Source organism: Halalkaliarchaeum desulfuricum, from assembly GCF_002952775.1.
Classification (GTDB): Archaea; Halobacteriota; Halobacteria; order Halobacteriales; family Haloferacaceae; genus Halalkaliarchaeum; species Halalkaliarchaeum desulfuricum.
In genome coordinates this window covers 617722-633156 of sequence record NZ_CP025066.1, presented here as the reverse complement: position 1 = coordinate 633156, position 15435 = coordinate 617722, and the positions used below count along the sequence as shown (strand labels likewise).

At 59.0% G+C, this 15435-nt stretch carries 14 protein-coding genes; 8 read left to right on the top strand and 6 right to left on the bottom strand.

The annotated features are described in order from the left end of the window. Nucleotides 1-2 precede the first annotated feature (2 nt). The 3 genes from AArcSl_RS03070 to AArcSl_RS03060 are packed head-to-tail and all read left to right on the top strand — an operon-like array spanning nucleotide 3 to nucleotide 2891. Nucleotides 3-932 carry an ABC transporter permease gene (locus tag AArcSl_RS03070; protein ID WP_193588494.1) on the top strand — a complete coding sequence of 310 codons (930 nt, stop codon included), beginning with the start codon at nucleotides 3-5 and terminating at the stop codon, nucleotides 930-932. Beyond that, nucleotides 929-1825 (top strand): ABC transporter permease, encoded by an 897-nt coding sequence (locus AArcSl_RS03065; RefSeq protein WP_119814868.1) that lies wholly within the window; start codon nucleotides 929-931, stop codon nucleotides 1823-1825. Before AArcSl_RS03070 ends, AArcSl_RS03065 begins: the two co-directional genes overlap by 4 nt. A 40-nt stretch (nucleotides 1826-1865) precedes the next feature. Further along, a complete protein-coding gene (locus AArcSl_RS03060; protein ID WP_119814865.1) occupies nucleotides 1866-2891 on the top strand; it encodes an ABC transporter ATP-binding protein in 1026 nt (341 codons plus the stop codon). Nucleotides 2892-2936: 45 nt separating this feature from the next. Here the strand turns inward: AArcSl_RS03060 and AArcSl_RS03055 are convergent, their stop codons facing one another. After that, nucleotides 2937-4286 (bottom strand): aminomethyltransferase family protein, encoded by a 1350-nt coding sequence (locus AArcSl_RS03055; protein ID WP_119814862.1) that lies wholly within the window; start codon nucleotides 4284-4286, stop codon nucleotides 2937-2939. A 103-nt stretch (nucleotides 4287-4389) separates the two neighbouring features. Continuing rightward, nucleotides 4390-5316: a hypothetical protein gene (locus tag AArcSl_RS03050; RefSeq protein WP_133412113.1), complete on the bottom strand. Its 927-nt coding sequence runs from the start codon at nucleotides 5314-5316 to the stop codon at nucleotides 4390-4392. A gap of 191 nt (nucleotides 5317-5507) precedes the next feature. On the opposite strand from AArcSl_RS03050, the gene phnD reads away from it, so the two are divergent. From phnD to AArcSl_RS03025, 5 genes are all read left to right on the top strand, one after another. Next, nucleotides 5508-6617: a phosphate/phosphite/phosphonate ABC transporter substrate-binding protein gene (gene phnD / locus AArcSl_RS03045; protein ID WP_119814856.1), complete on the top strand. Its 1110-nt coding sequence runs from the start codon at nucleotides 5508-5510 to the stop codon at nucleotides 6615-6617. A gap of 281 nt (nucleotides 6618-6898) precedes the next feature. Then, complete coding sequence (gene phnC, locus AArcSl_RS03040; RefSeq protein WP_119814853.1) at nucleotides 6899-7729, top strand: phosphonate ABC transporter ATP-binding protein; 831 nt, start codon at nucleotides 6899-6901, stop codon at nucleotides 7727-7729. Between the two features lie 43 nt (nucleotides 7730-7772). Continuing rightward, on the top strand, nucleotides 7773-8588 hold the full coding sequence (gene phnE / locus AArcSl_RS03035) for a phosphonate ABC transporter, permease protein PhnE (protein WP_119814850.1): 816 nt from the start codon (nucleotides 7773-7775) through the stop codon (nucleotides 8586-8588). Beyond that, on the top strand, nucleotides 8588-9403 hold the full coding sequence (gene phnE, locus AArcSl_RS03030) for a phosphonate ABC transporter, permease protein PhnE (RefSeq protein ID WP_119821680.1): 816 nt from the start codon (nucleotides 8588-8590) through the stop codon (nucleotides 9401-9403). Before phnE (AArcSl_RS03035) ends, phnE (AArcSl_RS03030) begins: the two co-directional genes overlap by 1 nt. A gap of 275 nt (nucleotides 9404-9678) precedes the next feature. Further along, on the top strand, nucleotides 9679-10437 hold the full coding sequence (locus tag AArcSl_RS03025; protein WP_119814847.1) for a YncE family protein: 759 nt from the start codon (nucleotides 9679-9681) through the stop codon (nucleotides 10435-10437). Nucleotides 10438-10658: 221 nt separating this feature from the next. Here the strand turns inward: AArcSl_RS03025 and hypF are convergent, their stop codons facing one another. From hypF to hypE, 4 genes are read right to left on the bottom strand one after another with little or no spacing between them, the layout of a single operon-like run. Next, nucleotides 10659-13025, bottom strand: coding sequence for a carbamoyltransferase HypF (hypF, locus tag AArcSl_RS03020; protein WP_119814843.1), 2367 nt, complete (start codon nucleotides 13023-13025; stop codon nucleotides 10659-10661). A gap of 4 nt (nucleotides 13026-13029) precedes the next feature. Beyond that, nucleotides 13030-13923, bottom strand: coding sequence for a hydrogenase nickel incorporation protein HypB (hypB, locus tag AArcSl_RS03015; protein ID WP_119814840.1), 894 nt, complete (start codon nucleotides 13921-13923; stop codon nucleotides 13030-13032). 8 nt (nucleotides 13924-13931) lie between these two features. Continuing rightward, nucleotides 13932-14333, bottom strand: coding sequence for a hydrogenase maturation nickel metallochaperone HypA/HybF (locus AArcSl_RS03010; protein ID WP_119814837.1), 402 nt, complete (start codon nucleotides 14331-14333; stop codon nucleotides 13932-13934). Next, a complete protein-coding gene (gene hypE / locus AArcSl_RS03005; protein WP_119814834.1) occupies nucleotides 14333-15433 on the bottom strand; it encodes a hydrogenase expression/formation protein HypE in 1101 nt (366 codons plus the stop codon). The genes AArcSl_RS03010 and hypE overlap by 1 nt, the downstream gene beginning before the upstream one ends. Nucleotides 15434-15435 lie beyond the last annotated feature (2 nt).

Genomic DNA, 15435 nt, shown 5'->3' with positions numbered 1-15435 from the left:
TTATGTCCGGTTCGACCGCTTCGGCTGACACCAGAAACCCGAGTGGCGTCGTCGCGAAAGCGCAGTCGGCCGCGTTCCCTGAGACGGAAGCCGACCGCGAGCGCCGCCGGATCGTCATCATGTGTCTCCCGTACTTCGCTTTGGCGGCGGTCGGCGCCTTCGTCCCGCTGGCAATCATGGCCAGGATGAGTGTCTCGACCGAGCGCTTCGAAAACGCCGGCTTCACCATGGAAGCCTGGCGGACGCTGCTTACTGAACCCGTCTACTGGGAAGTCGCCTGGAATACACTGTGGTTTGCGGTCGCAACGACGGTGTTCAGCGTCGTCATCGGGGTCGCGATCTCCCATGCGCTGGCCAAATACGACCTCCCCTTCGAGAACACGCTGATCGCATTAATCTCGTTCCCCATCGCGTTGCCGGGGATTGTCGTCGCATTCATGATCATCGTCCTTTTCGGACGCACGGGGCTTTTGACGAACCTGGTTGCGTTTTTCACCGGACAGAGCCCGATCGATCTGGCGATGGCGGTGAGCGTTTTCGGGCTGTTTCTCGGCTACTCGTTTTCCCTGATCCCGCGGTCGACGATGGTGTTGCGTGGGGCGTTCGCCGAGATCAACGAGGACGCCGAAGAGGCCGCCCGCTCGCTGGGCGCGAGTCCCCTGTTGACGTTCTATTACGTGACACTCCCACAGGTTTGGCCGGGAATCGTCGCCGCCCTCGTACTCACGTTCCGCACTGCGCTTGCGATATTCGGGACGGTGCTCGTGTTACCCGCCTTGAACGTCGCGACGCTCCGGATCTCCCTTGAGATCCAGTCGCTCGGGTTCAACAGTCAGATCGCCGCCGCGATCGGCCTGATTTATTTCTTCTTCATTCTCTCGTTTACGTTCGCAGGCGTCAAACTGCTCGATAACGAGGCACTGAAAATATGACCGGAGACGACTCCCAATCCGACACGGAGGAGTTCCGGACCAGTCGCAGAAAGCGGAGCCGTATTCACCGGCTCGACGTCAGCAGCCTGATCGGTCGCAAACTCGTCACACTGGTTCTGGTCGGGACGCTCGTGTTCCTGATGCTCCCGATCTTCATGACGATCGTCGCCTCGTTCGGGACGACGTGGACCGGTGTTCTCCCCCGGGGCTATTTCAACCTCGACAACTGGCTCACCGTGCTGGGACTGGCCGAGGGGGTCGGCGTCCGGCAGGGCGTGATCTCCGGGCTTGCCTTCAGCACGCTGTTGGCGACAGGCGGGATGGTGATCAACGTCATCGTCGGCGTCCCGATCGCCTATGCGCTGACGCGATACGACTTCTTCGCGAAGGATTACATCAACACCCTCGCGATTTTGCCGATCGTGCCCGGGATCGTGCTCGCGGTCGCGTTCCTCAGGACCTATCCCGAAATGGGGGGTTCAGCGTTCGGCCTCATCATCGGCTACGCGCTGTTGAAATCACCGTACATGGTGTTGACCGTCCAGAGTTCCTTCCAGGCGATGAATCTCCAGCAGATCGAAGAGAGTGCCCGATCCCTGGGTGCCTCCTGGATCCGGACGTTCCTGACGGTGATCGTTCCCAACGCCAAAAACGGGATCATCGCCGGCTGCATCATCACCTGGACGCTCGCTGCGGCGGAGTTCAATTTCACGTTTATGGTACACGCGCGCGGACCGCGGCCGTTCTCGCTTTTCCTCTTCGAGAACATTACCCGCTCGCCGGTGCTCCAGGGGGCCGCCGCAGTCTCGGTCTACTTTGCAATTGTGACGGCAGCAATACTGATCCTCCAGACCGCCGGGAAGGCAGGATTCACCACCGTCGAGGAACAATAGTAACTATGCCAGGAGTCACCACACGGGAGAACTACGACAGATGGCAGAAGTAACACTCGATTCAGTCACGAAACGATACGCCGAGGAGATTGCGGTCGACGACATTACGCTGACCGTGGAGGACGGTCAAGTACTCGGGGTCATCGGTCCCTCCGGCTGCGGGAAGACGACGACCCTTCGCACGATCGCGGGGTTCGAAACCCCGACTGACGGACGCGTCCTGTTCGACGGCGAGGACGTCACCGACGTCCCGCCGGAGAATCGAAACGTGGGGCTGGTGTTTCAGTCGTACGCCCTATTCAACAACATGACGGTGCTCGACAACGTCGCGTTCGGGTTGAAAATGCAGGGCGTCGCGAAAGCGGAGCGCGAAACGCGCGCGAACGAGCTGCTGGAGCTTGTCGGCATCGAGGAACACGCCGACAAAAACCCAAAACAGCTCTCGGGTGGTCAGCAACAGCGGGTCGGTCTGGCCCGTGCGCTGGCCATCGAACCACGAATCCTCCTTCTGGACGAACCGATGACGGGTCTCGACGCCAAACTCAAAGATCGGCTCGAACGCGAAATCGGAACGTTGCTCGAAGAACTCGAGATCACTGCACTGTACGTCACCCACGACCAGCGCGAGGCGATGATAATGTGTGACCGGATCGCCGTCATGAACGACGGTCACATCGAACAGGTCGGCTCGCCCGAAGAGATCTACGAACAGCCGGCAAACGAGTTCGTCGCCGAGTTCGTCGGGACGGCAAACGTCCTCGAGGGAACGATCCACGACGGCCAGATCGACCTCGGGTTTGCTCAACTCGGGACGGATGGGTTGTCGGTTTCCGACGGCGACGTGACGGTCGTCGTCAGGCCAGAAGGTATCACTGTCGGCCGCGGCCCTATCGAAGCGACGATTTCGGACATCTATTATGCAGGGGAAACCATCCAGGCCACCGCTTTGCTTCCCGACGGCCAGGAGCTCTCGATCGAACTCGACAAGTCAATGGGCCGGCTCAGTGAAAACGACACAATCGAGCTCGAACTCGATCCGACGGAGATACACGTCCTTTCGAACTGACAGCGCGCTCTCGGTGTCTTTCTGTTGATACGCACCGTCAACTGCTCATTCGACGTACGGAACAGGATGGACAGTCGCCCGGATCTCAGTCTGTTCGTGGGGTTCGACCTTCGGGTTCGGCGATTCGCCTCCCTTCTCCCCCCAGACGACTGTCACCTCGGTACCCGGTTCAGCGTGATCCACGTCGACGATGCCGACTGACAGGACCGACCGTTCGTTATACGAATAGCCGAAGTACTTCGAGACGCCGGCGTGGTCACCGTCCACTAGCACCTCGTCGTAGTGGAACACAGCCCAGTACGGCATCGAGAGGTCGAAGTACTTGTACGTCTTTCCTTCCCGGAAAAGTGAGGCAAAAATGTCGAGAACGTCTTCGTCGTTCCACTCGAGGGCCACACGTGTTCGTTCGGGGTCTTCGGCGCGTTGCTTGAGGGCCTCCTTGCCGACGAAGTCACGATCCCAGTCGATGAACCGCTCGTACCCCAGTTCGACCGGGTCCAGATAGTAGTCACTCACGTCCGTTGCGTAGAAACTGCCGCCGATCGGGCTGGTCGCCTCGTAGCAGTCGGCGTCGAGCCACTCCCTGTACGATCGCATCTCTTCGCCGAAGATTGCCGGGAGCGGGCGTGCCACCCAGCCTTTCTCCTGGCCCTGGGCCTTGTAGCTTTTTTCGCCGAGCTGGCGGATCCCGTGCTCTTCGCCGGCCTCGAGGATCGCCCCCCTTACGTCGTCGCGATACTCCCAGGGCCCCCAGATCTCGTACCCCGGCTCCGCGATCATCGAGTGTCGCAACGCGTTGACCGTCCGACCGGCGATGGTGACCGCCTCGAAGTTAAAAAATGGGAGTTCAGAGAGGCCTTCTTCCGTCGCCGCTTTCATGACCTCGACCGCGTTCGGTCCCTGGAGCTGGTATCGGAACGTCCGGGGTGGATCGTCGTTTTCGGGGTCGTCTTTGTCCCAATACCGTTCGTCCACTGCTATCGAGACGTCGTAGTCTCCGGTCTCGATGTTGTACTCCACCCAGTTCGACGGGACCGGCGTCCCGGTGAGTTTGAACCGATTGTCGTCGAGGTGAAACAGCACACCGTCGCCGATCAGGTAGCCGTCGGGGTTGCACGCGGCAAACTGCTTCGCCTGGTCGACTTCAAACTCGCTGAAGTCGTTGATCCCACAGTCGAGAAATACCTCGAGCGCGTCGGGGCCCTCGACGTAGAAGTCTCGCTGGTGGTGTGAGAGATCCGAAAGCGAGCACGTCTCTCGCCAGCTCTGTTGTTCCTCGATCCAGTTCGTGTGCTCGGAGGATACCGGATAGGGATGTCTCCCTGGGTTTTCTCGAAGATAATCGACGGTGTTTTCGGACGCTGCGAGCGCCGCTTCGAGGCTGTCTGAAACCATCGGTTTTTGGCATCGCCGGAGAGATATTTATTTCTACTGCTCAAATTGAGCGTAAATCAATCGTAAGCCAGTTCTTTATCATCCAGATGTTCGATTCCCGCTGTCAGCGATGTAACTGCTGTCTCGCTTTCTGAATGTTCTCTCCGACGGTATTCAGATCCACGTTCCGTGTCGCGGCCCATTCTTCCGGTGTACGTTCCGTAAGAACGACCATGGCGTAATCGACCGCTTCGGCGGGCGAACAGCCCGCCTCGATCAGTCCCTGGAAATCGAAGTAATCGGCGAACGAATCGTCCTCCTCGACGGTCACTTCGATAGAAGGAGTAACAGGAATCGCGTCGACGTCCTCGAGTATCTCTTTGACGGTCCTTGAAACGTTCTCGTCGATATCGAGTATCTCTTCAAGGAGGTGAGCTACGTCGAACGAATCTTCCCAGGGATCGACTGATCGGCCGTCGATGCGGGGCGTCCCGTTGCTTTCCACCGCATCCCAGAACACGTCCGGCGAACAATCGTCCACTCGGCTTTCGTATTCCCGTTTGAAGATCAGCCACTTTCTTTCGATCCTCCGCAGGGCTTCCAGTACGTCTTCGTCGTGATTGCTCTGGGCTTCGATATCGCTCAGTGCAGCAGAGAACTCGTACTGATCGAGTGTTTCGTCCAGGCTGAACCGGAGTTTTCCAACGGATTCTACACCATACCATGCTTCGTCCGCGTCGACCGTTACCGGAACCGAAATTAACACGTCAACCTTATTCTCGGGGATTCGGTATACAGTGTAGTCCCGATCGCCGTCTCCTTTGATTTCTAGTTTCGGCACCCAGTTTTCGGGAACTGTCCATAACCGTTCATTGGGTACCGTTGCGTTCCGCCGTGCAGGAATCCGTTTTGTCCATGATTCGTTCCCTTTGAATACGATGACATGATCGTCGCCTTCACGATATGCGTACAGGGCGCTGTTACCGTACCGTCTAACTTCTAAGTCCGTGCCGAGGACGTCATCCCTACTCCGAATTTTTGAATCTGTCATGTTTACTGATTTTTCTCCTTATATGGATAGTACTTACCGAGATCCATTAGGCAGTAGTCTAGAAAAGGTTACGTAAAAAGTGTAGGGAGCAGGGATGTAGATAAGATACAGTCGGCCGTCCAGGTGTGTTGAACGTTACCCAAGGGGCTACCAATAAATACTTCAATAAAGAATGTTAACAATCATGTGAAATGCCCAACGACACCAATCCACACAACCGAATCCGCAGACGGGATGTCCTCGCAGCGACGGGTGCGACAGTCACAGCCGGCATCGCGGGTTGTCTAGGCGATGACGAAGGGGTGGACACTGACGAAATCGAGTTTGAGGACTTCGATCCAGAAGATCCGGTATTCCCACAGCGACTGTCCACGTTAATGGAGCACCGCTTCCAGTTCGGTCACATCGATGAGTTGGACGATTTCGAAGAACGAGATGAACCTGTGTATGGGGGCCCTGTTCAGGAACCCCCGACCGACGAAGATGAACTCATCGACCCGGATCCGCTCGTGTTTTCGCTGACACCGATTGAAGACCCAGCCATCTACGAGGACTTGACAGATCCGTTGATGGACACATTGGAGGAAGAAACTGGCCGGGAAGTGGAGTATTTCGGTGCGGAAACGTATGCTGCCCAGGTCGAAGCGATGCGGGCTGAACGCCTACACGTCGCAGGCTTCTCGACGGGTCCACTGCCCTTCGCGGTCAATCTCGCAGGCGCAGTACCGGTTGGAATCCAAGTTGGGGAGGAAGAATTTGGCTACAAACTATGGGCGATCACTCACGTCGAAAATGAAGACGTCAATTCGGTCGAGGACTTTGATGGACTACAGGTTGCTCACGGAGATCCAGCGTCGAACTCTGGGCATTTGATGCCCAGTGCCCTGTTCGGCGAAATGTTCGGGGTTGAACCTGGTGAAGATTACGAGATCAGTCATCTGGATGACCATGTGACGCAGGCATTAGCAGTCTACCATGGGGACTACGATGCCACGCCCGTGTGTAGCTACTGTATACTTCCTCCGTTCCAAGAAGACGAAGCAGATCCTGACGACATCAAGGTGGTCTGGTCGAGCGATCCGATTCCGACGACAGCTTACTCTTACCGATACAATCTCGTCCCCGAGGTTCGTGAAGGAATTGAAAGAACGCTGTTGGAGCATGAGTATTTCGGTACTGAGTATGCCGACCACTTCGACGGACGTGGGAGGTTCGCAGAGATTGATTACGCTACACACTGGAATGGGATACTGCTGACCCACCAGGACAATGACATTACCTATGAGGTCGACGAAATCTGAATAGCGACTTGGTTCCCCCAATTTGACAAATTTTACTTCTTTGCTAGGTTTTGTCCCGGATGAAATCTACACAGAGGGTACTGCAAGTACTGAATCCGTGCGAGATTCTTCGTTATTTTGGGTACTGGTGGCCGATTACCATACTTTATCCTTACTGGCTAACAAAATAATCAGGTATGTCTGCCCCGGATTGTGATACTCCCTGCAGTCAGGTGTATCGCCGTTTTGGTTGAAAATAGTGCACAATTTTTTATGTTGCGACAGTATATCATCTGTTAGCAATGCTTGGTGTATCAGATCTCGTAAAAATCTATCCAACCGGTGAAGAAGCTCTCAAGGGCGTGACTATGGATATTGAGGGCGACGAGATCGTTTCGATTATTGGCCCGAGTGGGGCCGGCAAAAGCACGCTGATCAGGTGTGTTAACAGGCTGACAGAACCGACGGAAGGATCGATCGTTCTCGACGGGCAGGAGATTACCGATCTCTCGAAGAACGAATTGCGAAATGCCCGTCGAGACATGGGAATGATCTTTCAGGAGTTCAACCTCGTAGAACGGCTCACGGTTATGGAGAACGTACTCTCTGGGCGGCTTGGGTATATGAGTTCCTGGAGGGCCTTCCGTCGAAATTTCGACGAGGAGGACATCCGCCATGCATACGAAGTACTTGACCGCGTCGGTATGGCCGGTCATGAGGACGATCGGGCTGACGAACTTTCAGGTGGACAGCGACAGCGTGTGGGGATTGCACGGGCGATCATTCAGCGTCCAAAAATTCTCCTGGTGGATGAACCGACAAGCAGTCTGGATCCAGAGACCTCACGTAAGGTCATGGATCTCTTAACCGAGATCGCCAAGGACGAAGGGATTCCCGTTCTGATCAATATTCACGAGGTTCATCTCGCGACAGAATTCGCTGATCGAATTATTGGCCTTCGTGAAGGGGAAATCGTTTTTGAAGGCCCAGCCACTGAGTTGGATGAGGATGCACGGGATCACATCTATCGCGGCGGCGAGTCCAGAGAAGCACTAGAAAAACAGCGGGCGGCAGAACGGGAACAGCGGTCTGATGCGGAAGTCACGGAGGTCGAGAAAGAAACCTCCTTCTGAGATCTATGTACGGAACAATCACTTATACTGAGGTGTTTCCGCGATGACTGGTGAATCCAGTGAGGCTGTCCCCTCGACATGGGAACGACCGACCGTTTTCTACAATAAAACGGTGAAGTGGTTGATTTACGCAGTGATAATCCTGTTTGTTTTGTGGAGCGCGTGGGAGATGCGTATCGGTCTGGAGCGACTACTGGCGGGAATTGAGGGCGCCTACAGTCTTGTCTCGGGGATGTATCCGCCTGATTTGAGTCCGACTGCGACGGACCGAGTCTGGGAAGGGATGATTGAAAGTATTGCGATGGCCATCGTGGCGACATTGATCGGAGTCACCCTGAGTACCCCTGTGGCCGTGATGGCCGCGGAGAATCTGGTTCCAAGGCCAGTGTATTACGTTGGGCGAGCAATTGTTTCGATTTCTCGTGGTCTCCACGAACTCGTGCTCGGAATCATCGCGGTGATCGCAGTTGGTTTCGGCCCACTTGCGGGCGTGATTGCACTGGTCTTTGCAACTCCTGGTTTCTTTTCGAAATTGTTGGCAGAAGATCTGGAGGATATCGACACAGGGCAAGTCGATGCGATACGGGCCACCGGTGGAAGTACCTTACAGGTATTACTCTATGGCGTCGCACCCCAAGTAATGCCACGGGTCATCGGACTTGCCATCTACCGGTGGGACATCAATATTCGCGCAGCGACAATCATCGGTATCGTCGGCGCTGGGGGCATTGGACAGACGCTATTGACGTCCTTCGACAACTATGACTACGACCTGAGCGCGACCATCATTCTGGCAATAATCGCTGTGGTTCTGGTTGGAGAGGCAACGAGTGCTTGGTGGCGAAGGAGGGTAAAGTAATGTCACACCCAGACGCACAATCCGGTGTCAAGGAAGGAGAGTGGAAGAAATACGACTCAAAATATCAGCTTGTTCGATATGTCCTGGTCTTGGTTGCATTGGTTATCGGCGTACTCTCCTGGTGGGAGCTGAATATCCGGTATGAATACGTTATTGACGCTCCCTGGGCCCTTTGGGATCTGATTGTCAGAATGGTCCCACCAGACGTCGCCTATTCTGCAGAAATAATAGGCCCATTGATAGATACAGTCAACATCGCCATCCTTGGCACAGGCCTGGCGTTAATCATGGCGGCTCCTGTCGCCTACATTGGCGCCGAAAACACGACCCCCAATAAATTCACCTATGGTCTTGGGAAATTCATCATTGTCGCTTCCCGATCGGTGAATGTCATCATCTGGGCGCTGATCTTCGTGGTCATGTTCGGGACTGGAGCACTTGCGGGTGTCTTTGCTGTCGCGTTCCGATCGATCGGGTTCTGTGCGAAGTTGCTTGCAGAAGGTATCGAAGAAATCGATCCGGGTCAGGTCGAAGGGATCCGAGCAGTGGGTGCGTCAGGTCCACTTATCCTCCTCTACGGCGTCGTCCCACAGATAAAGCCACTCTTCGTCGGCATCTCTACCTACCGATGGGACATTAACGTCCGGGAAGCGACGGTTATCGGGTTTGTCGGTGCTGGCGGAATCGGTATGGAGTTGATCACTCAAGTCAACTTCTTGAACTGGAGGGGCGTCCTCACCGTCCTCTTTGCGATTCTCGGGATCGTTATAATCAGTGAACTCCTCTCAGCCTACTTCCGAAAGAAAGTGAGTTGAATACCGGACGAAAAGTTGACACAGTTGATAGTGTCTCCAGATGTGTGAGTTATAGCGGTCAGAAATTCACCCCCCGATCCGACATGTGCTCTTTCCCGAATTACCATGCTCCCTTGAAATCTGGTTCGTACGATCTCCTGGTAACTCGCCCTTCCAACACTATGTGTTCCAAAAAAACAAGTCATAGGCTTATGTCGTGAAGGATGGCTCTTACAATGGCGGATCCCTCACCCCAGCGTACCAGGTATTTTGATCATCGGTCGTTAGTATAGAATATGACTTTCTCGTCACGCCGACAGGGGGAGTCCGGTTCTACCGACGAGGAACCCCCTGACGTCTCGGAGCTTACCTGGCAGTTCGACCATGGCGAAAGTCGGGAGGTTTCCTACAACAATCACCGATTCGAATGCAGCCAGATCACCTCCCCAAACGGGGATTGGTTAATCGCCTTCGGTCGATCTCTGGACGGCGGTAGCTGTCGTATATTTGTCTTCCATCGAGAAGAACTTGTTACCACGCAGCCATTTGAACGGCCGACCGAGGCGCGCATTGCTGACGACGGCACAGCTATCGTGGTTGATGCCGGGAGTATCAAATCCTCTGGAGGAGATGTTGTAATCATCGACGCTACCGGCAGTGAGGTCGTCGCCGACGCATTCAATTCAAACGTTCACGGGACAGCCATTACCGATGACGGGGCCTATGCCAGCGTCGTGACGCTGAACCCGGACGGCAGTGTGTACGTCTATGAAACCGAGACCGGCAAACGGACGGTCCGACACGAAATCGAACACGGACGGAGAAACGGAATCGCCTTTGACGACTCCGGTGATCGCCTGTATGTCATCGATGACCAAACTGAGAAACTCTTATACGCGATTGATCTCACCGGCGAGGTAGTCTGGCGAAGCAGTCACATCCGATCGCGGGTTCCACGTTTCAACAGGGCTATGGAAAGGCTTCGAGTCTGGCTTTACGACAAACTCGGCCGAACTCGCAACAAAAGCGGGACAGTTGATACTGAGAGAAGATAACTATCAACCGATCTACCTCCGACCAACCATCCCCCGGTTCCATCAATTTCTAAAGCTCGATCGCCCTTTGTCCAGGTGAGGCCAGGTCTTTACTATCGGGCATATCTTGCGGTGTAGCTACCGGCAGTCAATCCAATTACGTAATTCGATCGGAGCAAACCAATGCGAACCAGCACACATATCGCGGTGATGGTACCGACTGCCTTTTGAAGCCCAGGAAATCACTCGACTTGGCCCCTTTCAACCGATGCGACGACCGCCTGCCCGTACGAGATCCCGGCGTCGCCCGGCGGAACCTGCTCGTGACCGAGGCAGAGAAGGCCCGCTGACTCGACCGTTTCCCGAATCCGCCGGGAGATCGCCTCGTTGTATGCCACGCCGCCGGTGAACCCGACCGCGTCGGCTCCCCGATCGGTTGCCTCCGCGACTGCGATCTCCGCGAGCCCTCTCGCCAGGGTATCCTGGGCGGTGGCGGCGACATCGGCGGCGGACTCCGCCCGTGAGAGGTCGTCCAAACGCTCGGTCAGGTGATGAACGTCGATCACTCGGTTGTCGTCCCGTTTCCGGTAGGGGACCGAGATATCGACCGGTTTGCCCCCGGCAGCAGTCGCCTCGAGTCGGATCGCCGGCTCTCCCTGATACCGTCGCTCTGTCCCGACACCCACGAGTGCAGCGATCGCGTCCAGGAAGCGCCCTGCACTTGTTGTCTGGGGGGCATTGACGCCGACATCCAGGCTCTGTCGGACGGTCGTGGCGTCCTCGGCAGTTAACGATGTCCGATCGGAAAGCAGTTCGTCGATCCGATCCGGATCCGAAAGCAGGCTCGCGAGGATCCGTGCGGGCTGTTCGATCGCCCGCTCACCGCCCGGTAGGCGAAACGTCCCGAGGCCGCCCACACGCTCGAACGATTCCCGGGTCGAATCGAGCACCTCTCCGCCCCAGATCGTCCCGTCGGTGCCGTAGCCGGTGCCGTCGGCGGTGATGACGATCGCCCGATTGCGGTCGTGCTCCGCCAAAAGTGACGCCGCGTGGGCGTGGTGGTGCTGGACGGCGACCGGACCTCCACTTCCGTCGGTCGATGAGGCGTACTCCTCTGCGATTCGACTGGTGAGGAAGTTCGGGTGGGCGTCGCAGGCCACGACGGCCGGATTGACCCCCAGCAGTCCGGTGAGGTGATCGACTGTCTCCCGGAGGAACGCCTCGGTCGTCGGATCGTCGACGTCGCCGAGATGCTGGGAGGGAAACACCGCCTCATCCCGAGCCAGCGCGACGGTCCCGTCGAATTCCGCCCCCAGCGCCAGCACGGGTTGTCCCTCGGCGCGTCGCGGCAATGGCTGTGGAACCCATCCCCGCGATCGACGGAGGAACCGTCGGTCGCCGTCGACGACGCGCACGACGCTGTCGTCACACCGGGCGACGATCTCCCGATCGTGGACCAGTGCGCCGTCGATCACCTCCGACAACTGGTCGAATATCTCTTCGGTGGTGGTGCACATCGGGTTTCCGGGCATGTTCCCGCTCGTCATCACGAGCGGTCCGTCGAGACCACTGTTGTCGTCTCTTTCGCCCGACTCGGCGCTTTCGAACAGCAGGTGATGGAGTCCGGCGTACGGGAGCATCACGCCCACCGTGTGCAGGCCGGGAGCGACGGCGTCGAGCCAACCGTCGTCAGATCGTTCGAGCACGACGATCGGTCGCCGGACGTCCTCGAGTTGCGACCGTTCTGTATCCGAGAGACGCGCAAACGACTGGACCTGCCCGATCGACGGCGACATCACTGCGAACGGTTTCCCTGGCCGGTTCGTCAGCTCTCGGAGCCGGTCGACGACTGCCGGATCCGTCGCGTCACACGCGAGATGAGTGCCGCCGACCCCCCGGATCGCGACGATCTCCCCGCGGGCGAGCCGGCGGATGGTTTCGTCGATCGCGTCCGTTCCGGTCGCACACTCTCGCCGACCGACGCCGTCTCCTGCCGACTCCCCCGGTTCCAGCAGCGACAGCGTCGGCCCGCAGTCCGGACATGCAATCGTCTGGGCGTGGTAGCGGCGATCGGCAGGGTTCTCGTACTCCGTCCGGCAGGCGTCACACATCGGGAACGCGTCCATCGACGTCCGCGGGCGGTCGTAGGGCAACTCCCTGATGACTGTGTATCTGGGGCCGCAGTCGACACAGGAGGTCGCCCAGTAGCGGTGATACCGGGATTCCGGATCCCGGACGTTCCCGAGACACCGATCACAGATGCCGGTATCGGGCGGGATCGTTCCCGATCCACCGTCGTCGTCGGTCGACTGGAGGATGCGGAACTCGCCGTCCGTTTGCCCCCCCGAATCTCCGTCGACGTCTCTCCGGTCGACCTCGACCGACTCGACCCGCGAGAGCGGTGGCGGTCGCTCGCGGAGGTCCTCGAGGAACGCCTCCACGCTCCCGCTGTCCCCTTCCAGTTCGATTTCGACGCCGGCGTCACCCGTGTTTCGGACTGTCCCGGCCAGGTCGTGTTCGGTTGCCCGTCGGTAGACGAACGGCCGGAACCCCACACCCTGGACGACGCCCTGTACGGTGACGTCGGCTCGAACTCGATCGCTGTCCATCGGCCTACTCGTGCACGGCGTGGCCGTGGTCGTGACCGTGATCGCGGCCGTGATCGTGCTCGTCGTCGTGACCGTGATCGTGCCCGTTCCGTTTCGACTCCAGGAAGTCGGCGAGTTCCTCGACGCCCGCTCCGGTGCTCGCGTCGGTTTCGAACACCGGAAGGTCCGGTGCGACCCGGTCGATGTCGCCCCGGATCCGGTCCAGGTCGGTTCCCACCGCCTCGGCGAGGTCGACTTTGTTCACGACCGCCGCGTCGCACTTCTGTACCAGGAGGGGATGTTTTCCGACCACGTCGTCGCCCTCGGTCGTGCTGACGACGAGCACCCGGACGGTCGCGCCCAGCGGAAAGTCAGCCGGACAGACCATGTTGCCGACGTTCTCGACGAACAGCGTATCCAGTTTCTCGAGATCGAATGCCGAAAGCGCCGTCTCGATCCCGTTCGGATCGAGGTGACACTCCTTGCCGGTGTTGACGTTCTCGACGGGAATTCCGTACTCCCGGAGACGGGTGGCGTCGTCTTCTCCGGCGACGTCGCCGACGATCGCGCCGATCCGGTCGTCCGCTGGGGCGCGTTCGAGAAGCTCCTCGATGAGTTTCGTCTTTCCGCCGCCCGTGCTGCCCACGAACTCGACGGCGAACACGCCGTGGTCGTGGGTAAGCGTCTCGTGGATCTCATCTGCGCGCTCGCGGATCGCCGCCAGCACGTCGGCCTCGGCGTCGGTCGCGCTCTCGCCGTGGCCGTGGTCCCCGTGGCCGAACCGATGGGCCCGGGCCGGGCCGAGCCGGTCTGCAAGCTCCTCGAGCCACCGGACCGGCGGTAGGGGGTGTCGGTTCGTTCGGGCCGTTCCGTACAGTCGGGTCGGTGGGGTCGGTGTGATCGTCCTCTGGTAATGCATGTATCGTCTCAGCGCTCCTGGGTAGGTGTCTGTCCGCTCTCATCGTCGACTTCCGGAACCTCGATGCTCGCGAGCCGGCACTCACGCCCCCGGACGAGTTCCGTCCGTTCGCCACACTCCGGACAGCGGACGTCCGGTGCGAACCCGCCGACCAGCCCCAGGTCGTCGGGCTCGCCGCGCCAGCCGCAGTCACAGGCCGCGACCGGGTCGACGACGTCGGTTCGGACGGCGGCCCCCGCGATCGGCGTTCCCTCGGCGACCGTCTCCACACAGAAGACCAGCTGATCGGGGTTGACGTGGGTCGCCCGGCCGATCTCGATCGTGATCGCGTCGACCCGGTCGGCGCCGTGTTCCTCGGCCGCCGAGATCGCCCGATCGAGAATCCCGGAGGCGACGCTGATCTCGTGCATCAGCAGATCCTGGGGAGGGTTTCCCCCTCTGGTTCGCTCATGTATCGGCGTCCGAAGCCGGTGTCGACGACGACGCGCCCGGGATGGTCCTCGGTCGCGTGCCCGACGATCGTAACCTCCTCGCCGCCGGGACAGTCCCGGATCGCCTCGAGGACGGCCTCCGCGTCGTCGGGATCCACTCCGAACACGACCTTCCCCTCGTTGGCGACCGCGAACGGATCGATCCCGAGCACCTCTCCCGCGGAGGCGATCGCCCCCGAGACCGGGATGTCGCCTTCGACGACGTCGATGCCGACGCCCGCCTTGTCGGCCATCTCGTTGAGCGCGTTCGCCAGCCCGCCGCGAGTGGGATCTTTCATCGCTGTCACCTCGCCGGCGTCCATCGCGGCCCGGACGAGGTCGTTCACCGGGGCGACGTCACTTTTCAGGTCGCCAGTGAAGTCGAACCCCTCGCGCTCGGCCAGCAGCGCGATCCCGTGATCGCCCATCGTCCCGCTGACGACGACGGCGTCGCCAGGTCGGAGCCCGGCGTCGGTAACCGCGTCGTCGGCTTCCACGTGCGCCACGCCGGCGGTGTTTATTACGATCCCGTCGACTTCGCCGTTGCCCATCACCTTCGTGTCGCCCGTCGAGATCGCCGCGCCGGCCTCGCGGGCGGTCTCCCGCATCGACTCGACGACGCGCTCGACGTCGGCGATCGGGGTCCCCTCCTCGAGCACGAACGAACAGGTGAGCGTGAGCGGTTCAGTTGCCCCCATCACCGCGAGGTCGTTTACGGTTCCCGCCACGGCCAGCCGGCCGATGTCGCCCCCCGGGAAGAACCTGGGGGTAACGACGTGGCTGTCGGTGGTCACCACGATCGCTTGCGAGCCGTCGCCGATCGGGTGGACTGCGCCGTCGTCCAGCGCCGCCAGCCCGACACCCGCCCCATCGGCTTCGGCCGTCCGATCGGCGTCCGTGAACCGGGGCACGACGAGGTCGTCGACCAGCGTCCGCATCGCTTCCCCGCCCGCGCCGTGGGCGAGGGTGACGACGTCGCCGTCGGCGGTTTCGTTCTCCACCTGTTGTTTTTCTCCCTCCGAGTTGGTGTGTCCAGCCATGG

Excerpts from the sequence above, each read along its gene's own strand:
- AArcSl_RS03070 (WP_193588494.1), top strand. The coding sequence starts at position 3 with ATGTCCGGTTCGACCGCTTCGGCTGACACCAGAAACCCGAGTGGCGTC.
- AArcSl_RS03065 (WP_119814868.1), top strand. The coding sequence starts at position 929 with ATGACCGGAGACGACTCCCAATCCGACACGGAGGAGTTCCGGACCAGT.
- AArcSl_RS03060 (WP_119814865.1), top strand. The coding sequence starts at position 1,866 with ATGGCAGAAGTAACACTCGATTCAGTCACGAAACGATACGCCGAGGAG.
- AArcSl_RS03055 (WP_119814862.1), bottom strand. The coding sequence starts at position 4,286 with ATGGTTTCAGACAGCCTCGAAGCGGCGCTCGCAGCGTCCGAAAACACC.
- AArcSl_RS03050 (WP_133412113.1), bottom strand. The coding sequence starts at position 5,316 with ATGACAGATTCAAAAATTCGGAGTAGGGATGACGTCCTCGGCACGGAC.
- phnD (WP_119814856.1), top strand. The coding sequence starts at position 5,508 with ATGCCCAACGACACCAATCCACACAACCGAATCCGCAGACGGGATGTC.
- phnC (WP_119814853.1), top strand. The coding sequence starts at position 6,899 with ATGCTTGGTGTATCAGATCTCGTAAAAATCTATCCAACCGGTGAAGAA.
- phnE (WP_119814850.1), top strand. The coding sequence starts at position 7,773 with ATGACTGGTGAATCCAGTGAGGCTGTCCCCTCGACATGGGAACGACCG.
- phnE (WP_119821680.1), top strand. The coding sequence starts at position 8,588 with ATGTCACACCCAGACGCACAATCCGGTGTCAAGGAAGGAGAGTGGAAG.
- AArcSl_RS03025 (WP_119814847.1), top strand. The coding sequence starts at position 9,679 with ATGACTTTCTCGTCACGCCGACAGGGGGAGTCCGGTTCTACCGACGAG.
- hypF (WP_119814843.1), bottom strand. The coding sequence starts at position 13,025 with ATGGACAGCGATCGAGTTCGAGCCGACGTCACCGTACAGGGCGTCGTC.
- hypB (WP_119814840.1), bottom strand. The coding sequence starts at position 13,923 with ATGCATTACCAGAGGACGATCACACCGACCCCACCGACCCGACTGTAC.
- AArcSl_RS03010 (WP_119814837.1), bottom strand. The coding sequence starts at position 14,333 with ATGCACGAGATCAGCGTCGCCTCCGGGATTCTCGATCGGGCGATCTCG.
- hypE (WP_119814834.1), bottom strand. The coding sequence starts at position 15,433 with ATGGCTGGACACACCAACTCGGAGGGAGAAAAACAACAGGTGGAGAAC.